Origin of the sequence: Amycolatopsis sp. WGS_07 (genome assembly GCF_045278895.1) — a bacterium.
Taxonomy (GTDB): domain Bacteria; phylum Actinomycetota; class Actinomycetes; order Mycobacteriales; family Pseudonocardiaceae; genus Amycolatopsis.
Genome location: NZ_CP136053.1, coordinates 3,344,650 through 3,357,585, shown reverse-complemented (window position 1 = coordinate 3,357,585; position 12,936 = coordinate 3,344,650). Strand labels below are relative to the sequence as shown.

16 protein-coding genes are annotated in these 12,936 nt (G+C 68.9%); 8 read left to right on the top strand and 8 right to left on the bottom strand.

Features of this window, described 5'->3' with window-relative positions:
• Nucleotides 1-39 precede the first annotated feature (39 nt).
• Nucleotides 40-681 (top strand): YczE/YyaS/YitT family protein, encoded by a 642-nt coding sequence (locus RPX00_RS15910; protein WP_406640304.1) that lies wholly within the window; start codon nt 40-42, stop codon nt 679-681.
• Here RPX00_RS15910 and RPX00_RS15905 read toward each other — a convergent pair.
• Together RPX00_RS15905 and RPX00_RS15900 are read right to left on the bottom strand one after the other, a co-directional pair.
• A complete protein-coding gene (locus tag RPX00_RS15905) occupies nt 678-1,211 on the bottom strand; it encodes a Clp protease N-terminal domain-containing protein (protein WP_406640303.1) in 534 nt (177 codons plus the stop codon). The genes RPX00_RS15910 and RPX00_RS15905 overlap by 4 nt on opposite strands.
• Entirely contained in the window at nt 1,211-1,420 is a 210-nt protein-coding gene (locus RPX00_RS15900) for a helix-turn-helix domain-containing protein (RefSeq protein WP_378301396.1), read from the bottom strand. The genes RPX00_RS15905 and RPX00_RS15900 overlap by 1 nt, the downstream gene beginning before the upstream one ends.
• Before the next feature lie 147 nt (nt 1,421-1,567).
• Between RPX00_RS15900 and RPX00_RS15895 the strand changes: the two genes are divergently transcribed.
• Both RPX00_RS15895 and RPX00_RS15890 read left to right on the top strand, forming a co-directional pair.
• Entirely contained in the window at nt 1,568-2,332 is a 765-nt protein-coding gene (locus RPX00_RS15895; protein ID WP_406640302.1) for a hypothetical protein, read from the top strand.
• A 59-nt stretch (nt 2,333-2,391) separates the two neighbouring features.
• A complete protein-coding gene (locus RPX00_RS15890; protein WP_406640301.1) occupies nt 2,392-3,075 on the top strand; it encodes a DUF998 domain-containing protein in 684 nt (227 codons plus the stop codon).
• Here RPX00_RS15890 and RPX00_RS15885 read toward each other — a convergent pair.
• Both RPX00_RS15885 and RPX00_RS15880 read right to left on the bottom strand, forming a co-directional pair.
• Nucleotides 3,053-4,081 (bottom strand): D-cysteine desulfhydrase family protein, encoded by a 1,029-nt coding sequence (locus RPX00_RS15885; protein ID WP_406640300.1) that lies wholly within the window; start codon nt 4,079-4,081, stop codon nt 3,053-3,055. The genes RPX00_RS15890 and RPX00_RS15885 overlap by 23 nt on opposite strands.
• Nucleotides 4,082-4,132: 51 nt before the next feature.
• Nucleotides 4,133-4,735: a DinB family protein gene (locus tag RPX00_RS15880; protein WP_406640299.1), complete on the bottom strand. Its 603-nt coding sequence runs from the start codon at nt 4,733-4,735 to the stop codon at nt 4,133-4,135.
• 86 nt (nt 4,736-4,821) lie between these two features.
• Here RPX00_RS15880 and RPX00_RS15875 point away from each other — a divergent pair, with 86 nt between their 5' ends.
• From RPX00_RS15875 to RPX00_RS15865, 3 genes are read left to right on the top strand one after another with little or no spacing between them, the layout of a single operon-like run.
• Nucleotides 4,822-6,198 carry an amidase gene (locus RPX00_RS15875; protein WP_406640298.1) on the top strand — a complete coding sequence of 459 codons (1,377 nt, stop codon included), beginning with the start codon at nt 4,822-4,824 and terminating at the stop codon, nt 6,196-6,198.
• Nucleotides 6,165-6,743, top strand: a complete 579-nt coding sequence (locus tag RPX00_RS15870) for a TetR/AcrR family transcriptional regulator (RefSeq protein ID WP_406640297.1) — start codon at nt 6,165-6,167, stop codon at nt 6,741-6,743. Before RPX00_RS15875 ends, RPX00_RS15870 begins: the two co-directional genes overlap by 34 nt.
• Entirely contained in the window at nt 6,727-7,596 is an 870-nt protein-coding gene (locus tag RPX00_RS15865) for an oxygenase MpaB family protein (protein ID WP_406640296.1), read from the top strand. The genes RPX00_RS15870 and RPX00_RS15865 overlap by 17 nt, the downstream gene beginning before the upstream one ends.
• On the opposite strand, the gene RPX00_RS15860 is transcribed toward RPX00_RS15865, so the two are convergent.
• Nucleotides 7,572-8,108, bottom strand: a complete 537-nt coding sequence (locus RPX00_RS15860) for a CGNR zinc finger domain-containing protein (protein ID WP_406642937.1) — start codon at nt 8,106-8,108, stop codon at nt 7,572-7,574. The genes RPX00_RS15865 and RPX00_RS15860 overlap by 25 nt on opposite strands.
• Before the next feature lie 75 nt (nt 8,109-8,183).
• Between RPX00_RS15860 and RPX00_RS15855 the strand changes: the two genes are divergently transcribed.
• Nucleotides 8,184-9,020 (top strand): alpha/beta fold hydrolase, encoded by an 837-nt coding sequence (locus RPX00_RS15855; protein ID WP_406640295.1) that lies wholly within the window; start codon nt 8,184-8,186, stop codon nt 9,018-9,020.
• Here the strand turns inward: RPX00_RS15855 and RPX00_RS15850 are convergent.
• Both RPX00_RS15850 and RPX00_RS15845 read right to left on the bottom strand, forming a co-directional pair.
• Nucleotides 8,979-10,418, bottom strand: a complete 1,440-nt coding sequence (locus tag RPX00_RS15850) for an amidase (RefSeq protein ID WP_406640294.1) — start codon at nt 10,416-10,418, stop codon at nt 8,979-8,981. The two genes, RPX00_RS15855 and RPX00_RS15850, sit on opposite strands and share 42 nt — an antisense overlap.
• A gap of 169 nt (nt 10,419-10,587) precedes the next feature.
• Nucleotides 10,588-10,848, bottom strand: coding sequence for a DUF397 domain-containing protein (locus RPX00_RS15845; protein WP_406640293.1), 261 nt, complete (start codon nt 10,846-10,848; stop codon nt 10,588-10,590).
• Between the two features lie 485 nt (nt 10,849-11,333).
• On the opposite strand from RPX00_RS15845, the gene RPX00_RS15840 reads away from it, so the two are divergent.
• On the top strand, nt 11,334-11,570 hold the full coding sequence (locus RPX00_RS15840) for a hypothetical protein (protein WP_406640292.1): 237 nt from the start codon (nt 11,334-11,336) through the stop codon (nt 11,568-11,570).
• 499 nt (nt 11,571-12,069) lie between these two features.
• Here the strand turns inward: RPX00_RS15840 and RPX00_RS15835 are convergent, their stop codons facing one another.
• On the bottom strand, nt 12,070-12,918 hold the full coding sequence (locus tag RPX00_RS15835; protein ID WP_406640291.1) for an SAM-dependent methyltransferase: 849 nt from the start codon (nt 12,916-12,918) through the stop codon (nt 12,070-12,072).
• Nucleotides 12,919-12,936 lie beyond the last annotated feature (18 nt).

Genomic DNA, 12,936 nt, shown 5'->3' with positions numbered 1-12,936 from the left:
CCATGGCTTATCAGGCCAGTGGTCGCCAATAGTGGAGAAGTGGCAACTATCGACCTCAGTCCGCTCAGCATCCGCCAGTCCCCCGCGCGCCGGGGCGCCCAGCTGATCGCCGGCCTCGCCCTCTACGGCGCGAGCATGGCCATGCTCACCCGCGCCCGCCTCGGCCTCGACCCGTGGGACGTGCTGAACGACGGCCTGACCAAGCTCACCGGGCTGACGTTCGGCACGATCAGCGCCGTCGTGGCGGTGTTCGTGCTGCTGCTGTGGATTCCGCTACGGCAGCGGCCGGGCATCGGCACCGTCGCGAACATCGCGGTGATCGCGGTGGCCGTCGACGCGGTGCGCGCCGTGCTGCCGGAGCAGCACGTGCTCGTCTGGCAGATCCTGATGCTGGTCGGCGGCGTGGTGCTGAACGCCGTCGCGACCGCGGTCTACGTCGGCACCCGCCTCGGCCCCGGCCCGCGCGACGGTCTGATGACCGGCCTGCACGCCCGCACCGGCTGGTCCGTGCGCCTGGTCCGGACCGGCATCGAGGTGCTCGTGCTCGCCGCGGGCTGGCTGCTCGGCGGCTCGGTCGGCGTCGGAACGGTGTTGTACGCACTCAGCATCGGCCCGCTGACCCAGGCACTGCTGCCCCTGGTCACTTGGCGGACCGGGGCGCACGAGCAGGAACAGCATTAGCGCTTGCCAACGGCCTGGCGGACCGCCGGATAGTCGATCCCGCGCGCCGCGAGGAAATCGGCCACCGGACCGCGCTGTTTGACCAGCGCGAGCAGCAAATGCTCCTGGCCGAGGTGTTTGTCGCCGAGGTCCTGCGCCTCTCGCAGGCTCATCTGCAGCGCGTTCTTGGCGTCCTCGGTGAACGGCAAGTGGTTGCGCCGAGTGCGCCTGCCCGCCTCAGCAAGCGCGCCCGGCCCGTGCGCCTGCTCGATCCGCTCGACGATCTGGTCGACGTCGATGCCGAACTCGGTGAGCGCCTCGGCATCGGCGTCACTGATCCCACCCCGGCGGCGAACCCGGGCCAACTCGGCGAAGACCTCGTCGCGGGACACGCCGAGGGTTTGCAGCAACCGCACCGCCTCCCCGTCCTCGATCCGCGCCAGCCCAGCGAAAACGGCTTGCGCGGAGATCTCGTGCGCCCCCGCGTCCCGCGCCGCCGCCTGCGCCTCGACCACCGCCATCCGGGCGTCTCTGGTGAACTTCTCGAACATCAATGCCTCCCGTACTTCTTGTGTACGGCCTGCCGGCTAACCCCCAGCTCAGCCGCGATGTCCTGCCAAGACCAGCCGTGCAAGCGAGCGCTGCGCACCTGCACCGCCTCCAACTGCTCCAGCAACCGCCGCAACGCCGCCACCGCCCGAAGCCCCACCCGGGGATCCTGATCACCGGCGCGGGCGGCTAGATCCGTCGCTTCCGTCATGATGTCAATCTAGGTTGACACCGGCACAGCTGTCAACTCTGGTTGACATGAGGGTCCGTGAGGGCCACCTTCACGGACTCTGATTCCCTCGGGGTTCCCCTCACGGACTTCAGCGGCAACCGACGACATGCGAGCTACAGTCGGGAAGTGCCAGAGATTTCGACCGCCGAGCGAGCCGGAGTCGGTTCCGACGGCCATCCCCGCCCAACCGAAGATCACGTCGCCCTCCTGGACCACGCCATCCTGGTCCTGGACGGCGCCACCTCCCCGAGCCCCGACCTCCCGCCCGGCGGCTGGTACGCGGGCCTGCTCCGCGACCAGCTCGCCAGCGAACTGCGCACCCACCCACAGGCAGACCCCGGCATCGCCCTGGCCAACGCGATCACCGCCGTAGCCCAAGAACACGGCCTGGAACCAGGCAACTCCCCCTCCAGCACGGTGTCCGTAGTCCGCTGGGACGAATCGGAAGTAGAAGCCCTCGTCCTAGCCGACAGCCCAGTTGTCGCGTTTGGACGGTTCGGCACCGACGTCGTCTCCGATGATCGGCTGATGTCCTTACGTGACGGCGGTCTCCTCCAAACCGGCGCGGACGTCCGACGGAGACGCAATGCCGCGGACGGCTTCTGGGTCGCCGAAGCCGACCCGGCTGCCGCCCATAAAGCAGTACGCCGCAGCTGGCCCCGCGCGGACGTCGACGCCATCCTCATCGCCACCGACGGCGTCGCGATCGGAGTGGACGAGTACGGGCTCTTCGACTGGCCGGAAGTACTGCAGCTAGCCAAAAACAAGGGCCCCGAAGCAGTGCTGGACGCGGTGCGCGCGGCGGAGAACGACGATCCGCACGCGGTCCGCTGGCCGCGCGCCAAACGGCATGACGACCAGGTGCTCGTCCTCGCCGAGTTCGCGAAGTAGGGGCTGAATCAGGGGTTTTCCCTGATCACGAAACGCCGCGGAGCCGACAGGCTTGCGGTATGGGGAACTCACGAGGCGTCCGGGGCTGGCGCCTGACCGCACTCGCTGCGATCGCCTGGGGGCTGTTCACGATCACCGTGCTGCACATCATCAGCTCGCACGACCCGATCTACGACACGCTTTCGAGCTACACGATCACCGACCGTGGGGAAGGCATGCTCGGGGCGAGCGTGCTGTCGGTAGCCGTCGGTTCTCTCGCGGTGCTCGGCGCGCTGATCGCCGGTGGCGTGCCGATGACGTTCAGCACCAAGGCTTTGCTCATGCTGTGGGCACTCGGACTGGCCGTCGCGGCGATTTTTCCGGCCAGTTACCCGCAAAACCCGAATCAGCTCAGCGGCGACATCCACCTCTACTCGTGCCTGGTCGCGTTCGCGAGCCTGCCCGGCGCGGCGATTACGCTGCTGGAACCGTTGCGCGGCACGGCGGAGCGCGCGTTCGTGGTGCGCTGGCTGAAGTTCGGCCTCGCCGCGGTCGGGCTGTTCGCGCTGAGCTTCCTGTTCGTCCGTCTCGACGAGGCAGGCGTGCAGCCGTTCCACGTCCTCACCGAGGTGCTGCCGGTCGGCGCGACGCAACGGCTCACGCTGATCGCGAACGTCGCCCTGCTGCTGGTCCTGCTCCGCATCGCCGTGCGGACCGAGACCGCTCGCGCCGCGGTGCTGGTTACGTCCGCGCCCCGGCCATGAACTCGGGCGCGTAGCCGAACAATCCGGGAAGCCCGCCGGTGTGCACGAACACGACGGTCTCCTCCGGCGAATACCGCCCCGCCGCCGCCCATTCCACCAGGGCGGCGGCGGCTTTTCCGGTGTAGACCGGGTCGAGCACCACGCCCTCGGTGCGCCCGAACAGCCGGATCGCCTCCCAGGTCCCCGACGCCGGAATGCCATAGCCCTCGCCGATCGTCGTGTCGTTCAGCCACACGTGCTCCAGCTTCGGTGGGTCGAACCCAAGCAGTTGCGCGGCCCCGGCGGTCAGGGAGGACAGGTTGTCCACAGCCTCGTTGAGCGGATGGCTGACGCAGGCGATGTCCAGGTCCAGCGAGCCGAGCAACTCCGTGCCGAGCGCCAATCCAGCCGCCGTGGCCCCGCTGGCGTGCGGAGCGACGACGCGGGCGCGCTCCAGGCCCACCTGTTCCAGCTGCTCCGCCAGCTCTCGGGCGGCATCCACATAGCCGAGAACGCCGAGTGGGTCGGACCCACCAACTGGGACCGACCTAACTTTCCGCCCCTCGGCCTCTGCTTCAGCGAGCAGTCGCTCGTACGTCTCCGTCGCTTCTGTATCGGACGCGCAGATGTGGACGCGCGCGTCGAAGAGCACGTCAAGCAGGACGTTGCCGGACCGCTCATACGCCTCGCCCGACCGCGGCACTTCGGCGACCAACACCAGCTCGCACCGCAACCCAAGCCGCGCGCACGCTGCCGCGGTCTGACGGCCGTGGTTGGTCTGCACCGCACCGAAGGTGATCACGGTGTCGGCCCCCTCGGCGAGCGCCGCGCCGAGGTGGAAGTCGAGTTTGCGCAGCTTGTTGCCGCCGACGCCGAGCGGATGGACGTCGTCGCGCTTCAGAAGCAGCCGGGGGATGCCGAGCGCTTCGCCAAGCCGCGGCGCCGGGACGAGCGGGGTGGGTCCGTGGTGGAGACCGGCGCGTGGAAAGCCGTCGAAGGCGGGGAACCGGGCGAAGTCGAACGTCATCGATCCTCCGTGCGCTGGCCGGGCTGATGACGTGCAGTTTAGGTGGCTTTCTCAAGCTGTGGCCGAGTCCGCGGCCCTGGCTGCCCGCTCGATTTCAGCGCACCGGCGCTGCCAGAAGGCGGCGTCCAGCCCTCGCCGGGCCATGGCGGCCAAGTCCATTTCGACAGCGCCGTCCAGCTGTTCGCGCAGGATGTCGGCGTGCCCGGCGTGGCGGCTGGTCTCGGTCAACATGTGGACAAGAACGTTGAACAGCAGCACATCCGGACGTGGCCACCACGGCACGTGGCCAGGCGCGTCGACGGCGAGCGCGGCGATTGTCGCGTCGGAGTGCTCGCACACGCGCCGGTAGCGGCTGGTGATTTCCTCGCGGGTTTCGTGCTCTGTCGCCCAGAAGTCGGTACCGCGCTGTTCGAGGTCGTCCCACCTTGGAACGGGTTCGGGGCACGGGCGGCCGAAGACCTCGCCGAAGTAGCGAGCCTCCGCCACCGTCAGGTGTTTCACCAGGCCGAGAAGGTTGGTTCCGGTCGAGGTCAGCGGGCGGCGAATGGCGTATTCCGGCAACCCGTCGAGCTTCCGGAGCATCGTCTCGCGGACCTCGCGCAGGTCGTTGTGGAGGTACTCCTTCGCGAAGTCGTCGATCACAACAACCAGCATGCCGAACTTCGGCGACCGAGGTCAGGGGTGCTTTCCCGGCATCACCCGTGATACGTTCGTTCGAGCGAACGAGAGGGGAGCCGCTGATGCCTTCCGCGATGACCGAGTTCACGTCCCTCGCCGACCAGGCCGCCGCGCTCGAGGCTGGCGAGGTCACGGCCGTGCAGCTGACCGAACTCGCGCTCAAGCGGGCGCACGCGAGCCAGCCGGTGCTCAATGCGTTTCGCGTGCTGCGTGACGAAGCCGCGCTCGCCGAGGCGGCCGCGGCTGATCAGCGCCGTGCCAACGGGGACCGCGCACCGTTGCTCGGGGTGCCGGTCGCGATCAAGGACGACGTCGACCTCGCTGGCCTGCCCACCGCATTCGGGTGTCCTGGCGAGTTCCCGGCGGCGACGGCGGACGCGCCGGCGGTGGCGAATCTCAAGCAAGCCGGCGCGGTGATCATCGGCAAGACCAACACTCCTGAGCTGGGCCAATGGCCGTTCACCGAGGGCACGGCGTTCGGCGCGACGCGCAATCCGTGGCAGCCCGCGCACACGCCGGGCGGGTCGTCCGGCGGTTCGGCCGCGGCGGTGGCGGCCGGGATCGTGGCCGCCGCGCTCGGGTCGGACGGGGCGGGTTCGGTGCGCATCCCGGCGGCGTGGACCGGGCTTGTCGGGATCAAAACCCAGCGCGGCCGGATTCCGACCGACGGCGAACTGTTCCACGGCCTCACCGTGCTCGGCCCGCTGGCCCGGACGGTCGCCGACGCGGCCACGCTGCTGGACGTCACCGCGGGCACTGGCACGTCGTTCCAGACCGCCGCACGGCGGGAGCCGGGACGGCTGAGGATCGGTCTCTCCACCCGGATTCCCTTTACTGCCACCAAAACGAAGCTCGACCCGGTCGTCGAAGCCGCAGTGCGCGACACCGCCGAGACGCTCGCCGGGCTCGGGCACGAGATCGTGCCGGTCGAACCCGGGTACGGCCTGATCGGCCTCACCTTCCTGCCGCGGTCGCTCACCGGCGTGCGCGATTGGGCCCGCCGGGTGCCGGAGCCGTCCGCGCTCGACCCGCGCACGCGCAGCAACGCCCAGCAAGGCGGCCTGCTCGCCGGTCCCGCGCTGAAACTCGCCCGCGCGCTCGAACCCGTGCTGCGCCGCCGGATCGGCGCGATGTTCGGCGACATCGACGTCCTGCTCACCCCGACCACCGCCACCCCACCGCCCGCGATCGGGTCCTTCGACGGGCTTTCCGGCTGGCAGACCGATCAGACGATGATCGCCGCGTGCCCGTACGCTTGGCCGTGGAACGTGCTGGGCTGGCCCGGGGTGAACGTGCCCGCCGGCCTGACCGCGGACGGGTTGCCGCTCGGCGCCCAGCTGCTCGGCCCGTCGCATTCCGAGGAGCGGCTGATTTCCGTTGCCGCGCAACTGGAAGAGGTACTGCGGTGGCCGGATCGACGTCCCGAGCCGGGGTGGTGAGCACGCGCGACGCGATCCTTCGCGCCACCCTGAAGGTGGTCGGCGAGCAGGGCGTCGGCGGGCTCACCAACCGACGCATCGTCGCCGCGGCCGGGGTCTCGCTCGGCACGCTGACGTATCACTTCCCGAGCCAGACCGAACTGTTGCGCGAGGCGATGCTGCTGTTCGCCGAGGAGGAAACGGCGAAGCTGGCGGGGATCGTCGAGGCGTACCAAGCGCAAGGGCTCAGCCTCGAAGAAGCGGCGACCGTAGTCGAGCACGTGATCAAGCAGCTGCCATTCGGGACGGACGAACTCGCGCCGCACGAGCTGTACCTGCAAGCCGCGCGGGATCCCGGCCTGCACGAGGCTTCGGCGAAATGCTTTGCGGCGTATGACGAATTGGCGATCACGATCCTCACCGCACTCGGCCTGCCAGACCCGGAGCGGGTGGCCGGACCGGTGGTCGCGCTGATCGCCGGACTGCAGTTACGCCGCCTCGCGACCGGCACGGACGTTCCGGCTGCCGAGCCGTTGATGATGCTGCTGCATGGCGCGCGAGGCTGAATTGGCCCCGCCGATCGTGCGCGGCACCGCGGCATGGCGGTACTTCGGCGACTTCCGCGACCTGCTGCTGGCCGGGCAGGTGCTCGTGCTGCAGGTCGCACATCCGGTCGTCGCGGCCGGAGTGCGCGACCATTCGGACTACCGCGAGGATCCGTGGACACGGTTGATGCGCACCGGCGCTTCGCTGTCGATTTATGTGTACGGCGGGACGAAAGGCGCACAGGCCGAGGCCGAACGGCTGCGGAAACTGCACCGCACCTTCACCGGCACAACCGACGGCCGCCGATACAGCGCGCTCGACCCCGGCGCGTACGCGTGGGTACACGCGACACTGGTGATGGCACCCGTTGACGCGCAACGGTTCTTCGGCCACCCGATGTCCACTTCGGAGCTAAACGAGTACTACGCGCAGATGTGCGGCATCGGCCGGATCCTCGGCGTCCGCGAGCGGGATTTGCCGCCGACCTGGCCGGAATTCGAGCGGTACTACCAGGAGATGATCGCCGGGTTCGGTCCGAACGAAACGATCAGCACCTTGTTCGAGACCATCCACACGGTACGGAAGCCGTTCTCCCGAATGTCGGACCGCCGGTGGTCAAGACTCCAAAAGGGACACTCAAGCACACAGATGTTCCTCATCCGCGCAACACTCCCGCCCGAGCTGCGTGACCGACTCGGTCTGCAATGGACAGACGAGGACGCGCGCAAGTTCGCCCGCTTCTGCCGGGCGACAAGAATTCTCGGCACCCTGATTCCCCCGTCACTGCGCACTGTCCACATGCGAGCGATCGGCAACCTGAACGTATGGCTGCGCGCGCACCCGTGGGCTTACCGGTTCTTCGTACGCTCGTAGTGCGCCCGCGCCTTCGCTCGGTTGCCGCAGCGGGACATTGAGCACCATTGCCGCGTCCGGCGTGGCGATGTGTCGACAAACCGCAAACCGCAGTCGTCTGCCGCGCAGATTCGGATGTCTTCCGTGCCGGTGGCGAGGTCGACCGCGTCGGCGGCCAGTACGGCGAATGCGGTCGCCACTGGGTCCTCCGGGGCGGGCACTTCTCGCTGGAGCACGCCGTCCTTCAACAGCAGCCGGGCGGGTTTCGGCGCGGCCGCGAGCGTGTCGTTGACCAGGCGGACATCCGCGACCAGCGGTGTCGCGGTCAGCAGCCGGTTCACCGCCTCGCGTAGTTCCTGCGCCGACGCCAGCTGGGCAGCGCTCACCCGCAGGCGGCCGAACCCTGCCCGCTCAAGCCATTCCGCGAGCGCGTCCGGGCTGGTGAGCAACTCGATGCCCTCGGGGAGATGTCGGGAGCGCAGCGTGTTCACCAGGTGCAGACACGGACGCCCGGCGTCGAACACCCAATCCATGCCGCTCATTCTAACCATTGAAACCGGTGAGAACCCGGGCTACCGTCTAACCCTATGAACCGGTTAGAAGCAGCCATGGCTCAAGTCGGCGATCTGCGCATGCATTACCTCCGCGGCGGGGACGGGCCGCCGTTGTTCCTCTTGCACGGGTGGCCGCAGACGTCGCACTGCTGGCATCGCGTCGCCGGGCCGCTGGCCGAGACGCACACCGTGATCGCTCCTGACCTGCGTGGATACGGGCGCACCGACAAGCCCCGCACCGGCTATGACAAGCGCACGATGGCCAGCGACGTCGCGAAGCTGGCCGAGCAGCTCGGGTTCGACCGGGTGGCGGTCGCCGGGCACGATCGCGGCGGGCGGGTCGCGCATCGGTGGGCACTTGACCGTCCGGACCAGGTGGAACGGCTGGCGGTGCTGGACATCGCGCCGACCCGCGAGATGTGGCGACGGCTTGACCGCGACCTTGGAAAGGCGTACTGGCACTGGCTTTTCCACCTGCAACCAGACCTGCCGGAGCTGCTGGCGGGACAGAACATCGCCGCGTATCTCGGCTACTTCTTCGAACGCTGGACTTTCCAACGGCACGGCCTGCCGCCAGAGGACGTCGCCGAGTACGTCCGCGCCTTCGAAGCGCCCGGCGCACTTCGAGCCGGTTTCGACGACTACCGCGCCTCATTCCCCGACGACGCGGACCTGGACGACGCCGATTACGCCGCCGGAAAACGCCTCACCCAGCCGGTCCTCGCGATGTGGGGCAAGGCCGGTTTGCTCGGCAGTCTGCCCACATTGGACATCTGGCGCGACTACGCGGACCACGTGACCGGCATCGGCCTCGAAGACTGCGGACACTTCCTGCCCGAGGAACAGCCCTCACAAGTCGTGGCGCATCTGCGGGAATTCCTGGCCAGTTAACGGGATCCGCGCGAACCCAGCACCGACGGTCTGCTCGATCGCCGCGCCGACCCGGAAAGCCGTGCCGTCGTCGTACCTGCCCGCCACGACCTGGACACCGGTCGGCACGCCGTTTCCAGCCCAGCCGGACGGCACGGCGAGGACCGGATGTTCGCTGCCGACGTTGAATGCCGGAGTGAGCGAGGCGTCCGAAAAGTGTTCCAGCGCAACGCCGTTGACCACGACTTGCTCAGTGAGGTAGTCCTCTCCAGCAGCGAAAGCAGTGGCACCGACTGTCGGCACGATGAGCGCGTCGAACTGGTCGAACACCGCGTCGAGGCGTTCGCGGATCGCAGCCTCGACTGCGGCGCCAGTCTCAGCGTCCACAATGTTCTCGACGCCCTTGCGCGCGAAGGCCTGGCAGTACGGGGTGATCACGCCAGGGTTGCGCCGGTCCAGCTCCAAGACCTCGGCGGCCAAACCGGTCCCGAAATGCGCCCACAAGGCCTGTTTGACCATGTCGAGCGTCCAGTCGATCTCGATCTCGGTCACCACCGCACCGGCGGACGTCAGTGCTTTCGCGACGGCGCGGGTGTTGGCGGCGACCTCCGGGTCGACCGGGAAATCGCCGGGCACCGGACAGCACGCGACGCGGAGGCCGCGCACGTCTCCTGCCGTCAGGGTCGCCGGTGGGAGCCGTGAGTGCGGGTCGCGCGGGTCCTCCCCGGCGAGGACGTTCTGCAGGAGCGCGCAGTCGGCGACAGTCCGGGCCATCGGGCCGTGGTGGTAGTAGGTGTCGAGCCCGGCGGGCGGGAGGACCGGGTTGCGGCCGTGCGGCGGTTTGAACCCCACGACGCCGGTGAAGGACGCGGGCGCGCGCAGCGAACCGCCGATGTCCGATCCGGTGGCGAGCGGCGCGGTGCCGGCCGCCAGCGCCGCGCCTGAACCGCCGGACGAGCCGCCCGCCGCGGCCTGGAGGTTCCACGGATTGCGCGTGATCCCCCAGCGTCGCGTATGGGACAGCGGCATGCAGCAGAACTCGGACGTCGTCGTGCGAGCGTGCAGAATCCCGCCAGCCACCTGGATCCGACCGAGTCCGATCGCGGTCTCCTGCGCCAGCCGAGGCGGGCGCAGGAGGGTGCCATCAGTGACCGGGTAGCCAGCCAGCGGCTGTTCTTCCTTCGCCGCGACGGGCAGTCCTTCGAGCGGTCTCGGACGGCCGCCCGGCGCGTACTGCTTCTCCGCGACGGCCGCGGCCCGCAGTGCCTGGTCGAACATCTGCTCGGCGAACGCGTTGACATCCGGCTCGACCTGCTCCGCCCGCTCCACGACCGCGCGCATCAACTCCACCGGCGACAGCTGCCGGGTCCGGAAGAGGCGTAGTGCTTCGACGGCGGGGAGGTAGTGGAGTGGGGTCATGGCGCGCTCCGCGAGGTCGGGCCGCTCAACCTACTCAGCCGGCGACCCTCGCCAAACCGACATTCAGCCCACAACTCCCGGCACCCACGGTGACCAGAGCCGATCCGCACTCCACCCGATCGAGTGACTGTTTGCGAATCGCACCCCGTCGAGACATTGCCGTGGTGGACTACTCGCTCGGTGGCAGGTCGAACTGACCAGCCTTGACCGCGTCGAGGAAGGCGTCCCACTCGCCACGGTCGAAGACGAGCACCGGGCTCGTCGCGAGCTTCGTGTCACGAACCCCGATCAGGCCGGGACGGGAGAGGTTGACCTCGACACAGTTGCCGCCGTTTGGCTCGCTGGCGAACGACTTCGCCCAGGCCGCGGCCTCGAACAGCGACTCCGCCGTGTCCGGGTCGTAATCCTGGGGCGACGGATAATCCGCCATGGGTCGTCCACCTCCGAGCCTTGTGCAGGGCGCGCGAACTTCTCACGCGTCCCCGGCTTCTTTGCGTCACTACGGAGCAAACCGCAGGGCCAAGCGGGTGATCAACTCGACCCGATCTCGACATGAAGATTATTCCAGGAGTAGGATTAATCGCAGCGATCGGGGCGTCAGTGGTGGGTGAATGGCTTGCGACATTCAGCCCAACACCGAAGGCACCGGCCCGGGCACCCGGCCCGGGCGGCGGAACAGCCGCGAGATATCGGGAGGAGTGCGGATGCGAGCCGACCCGTTCGGCCCGGCACGGAGCCGATCCGCCGGTCTCCCCGGAATCGGCGCTGGTCCAGGTGCTGCGACGACCCTGCGGAGACACCGCAACGGAGCGGTTTCCCTGTTGCCCGGCGTTGACCTGCCGGGCGCGTACTACCCCGATCCGGCCGGCGCCGACCCGCGCCGGTTCCCGTCATCAGAACTGGGGGTGTGATCCCATGGCCGTCCGGCTAACCACGCTTTTCCGCCGTGAGGACGAACACACTCGCGGCCGACGTGGGATCAATCACGAATTGCGCAACCGGTTCGGGTTCAGCCTGATCCAGGCCCCGCTGCGCAGCCCGATGGTCGTGGACACCGAGATCGAAGTACCGGCGCCGCGGCAAGCGGACCACGTCCACGCCACCCACCACCGTCGCGAGACACGAGTACCACTGCTTCACGGGCTCGGCTGAACCGCCGCCGCCCGCATCGTCCACGCTCCCCGGAACCGCATCGCCCGGGGAGCGTTTTCGTGTCCGGGGAAGGGTTCGCGGAGGTCCAGACCACCGGGGGTCTAGACCATGTCCGCGACTTGGCGCTCCTGCCGTACCGGGCGCACGGCCGCAGTGGGTGCACCGGGCAACGCCCGCACCGACTGCAGGCACGGCCGCGCCTGCAGTACGGCGGGGAGCAAGGTCGGAGCGCCCCAACGCCACATTGGGTGCGTCCCGCGCAACCAACGCCACATTGGGTGCGTCAGATGCACCCAATGCCACATTGGGGCGCTCTCGGCGGGGTTCGCGGTCGCGATGTTCGCCAGCGCGCGATGCGCAGCACCGGCCGGGGCAAGACGCCGCGCAGCTCCGGCCCCGCAGATGTCCGTGAAGGACTCCGTGAAGGAATCTGATTCCCTCAAGGAGTCCTTCACGCGCATCGAGGCGCCCCGGCCGATACCGCGCTAGCGGCGGTGGGTCAGGGCTTGCGGCCCAGAGCGCAAATCCCGCCGCTGAAGGAGGGGTCGTCCGCCATCCGGTCGCCCGCGCTCGATTCGCCCGCTTCCGGGTGCCAGTTCGACACCCACGAGATGCCCGGCTCCACCAGCTCCAGCCCGCTGAAGAACTCCGCGAACTCCGCCCGCGAGCGGTAGTGGAACGGGGTGCTCGACTGCTGGTACTGCTTGTGGATCGCGTCGCGGCGTTCGCCGTCGTTGGTCGGCACGCCGTCGTCGGTCAGGTGCGAGGACAGGAAGTACGAGCCGGACGGCAGCAGCGACAGGTACTTCCGCACGATCTCCAGCGCGGGCTCGTCGCGGCCGATGAAGTACAGGACCCCGACCATGATCAGGCCGATCGGGCGCTTCGGGTCGAGGACGCCGGTGTCGAGGGCGCGCGGCCAGACGTCGGCCGGGTTGCGCAGGTCGCCCTGGAGCACCGCGTGGCGGTCGGCGACGCCCTCGCGTTCCAGCAGGATCTGCGAATGCGCGACGGCCACCGGTTCGTTGTCGACGTACACACAGCGCGCATTCGGGTTCACCGAAGTGGCGATCTCGTGCACGTTGCCGACCGTCGGCACGCCGGAGCCGATGTCGAGGAACTGGTCGATGCCCTGTTCGGCCATGTACCGCACGCCGCGGCCGAGGAACTCGCGGCCGGCCCTGGCCAGGGTCTTGATCATCGGAAAGGTCTGGACCGCCCGCTCGCCGAACTCGCGGTCGATCGCCCAGTTCGCGGTCCCGCCGAGAAACCAGTCGTAGATCCGCGCCGCGTTCGGCCGATCGAGGTCGACGCCCTCCGGGGCTTCCGGATCCGGTGCCTGAGTCATCAGCTTCCCCTTCCGTGC

Bases quoted from the DNA above. Each gene is read 5' to 3' on its own strand.
- RPX00_RS15905 (WP_406640303.1), bottom strand. From the start codon at position 1,211: ATGTTCGAGAAGTTCACCAGAGACGCCCGGATGGCGGTGGTCGAGGCG.
- RPX00_RS15900 (WP_378301396.1), bottom strand. From the start codon at position 1,420: ATGACGGAAGCGACGGATCTAGCCGCCCGCGCCGGTGATCAGGATCCC.
- RPX00_RS15890 (WP_406640301.1), top strand. From the start codon at position 2,392: ATGGGGAACTCACGAGGCGTCCGGGGCTGGCGCCTGACCGCACTCGCT.
- RPX00_RS15885 (WP_406640300.1), bottom strand. From the start codon at position 4,081: ATGACGTTCGACTTCGCCCGGTTCCCCGCCTTCGACGGCTTTCCACGC.
- RPX00_RS15880 (WP_406640299.1), bottom strand. From the start codon at position 4,735: ATGCTGGTTGTTGTGATCGACGACTTCGCGAAGGAGTACCTCCACAAC.
- RPX00_RS15875 (WP_406640298.1), top strand. From the start codon at position 4,822: ATGCCTTCCGCGATGACCGAGTTCACGTCCCTCGCCGACCAGGCCGCC.
- RPX00_RS15865 (WP_406640296.1), top strand. From the start codon at position 6,727: ATGGCGCGCGAGGCTGAATTGGCCCCGCCGATCGTGCGCGGCACCGCG.
- RPX00_RS15860 (WP_406642937.1), bottom strand. From the start codon at position 8,108: ATGGATTGGGTGTTCGACGCCGGGCGTCCGTGTCTGCACCTGGTGAAC.
- RPX00_RS15855 (WP_406640295.1), top strand. From the start codon at position 8,184: ATGGCTCAAGTCGGCGATCTGCGCATGCATTACCTCCGCGGCGGGGAC.
- RPX00_RS15850 (WP_406640294.1), bottom strand. From the start codon at position 10,418: ATGACCCCACTCCACTACCTCCCCGCCGTCGAAGCACTACGCCTCTTC.
- RPX00_RS15845 (WP_406640293.1), bottom strand. From the start codon at position 10,848: ATGGCGGATTATCCGTCGCCCCAGGATTACGACCCGGACACGGCGGAG.
- RPX00_RS15840 (WP_406640292.1), top strand. From the start codon at position 11,334: ATGGCCGTCCGGCTAACCACGCTTTTCCGCCGTGAGGACGAACACACT.
- RPX00_RS15835 (WP_406640291.1), bottom strand. From the start codon at position 12,918: ATGACTCAGGCACCGGATCCGGAAGCCCCGGAGGGCGTCGACCTCGAT.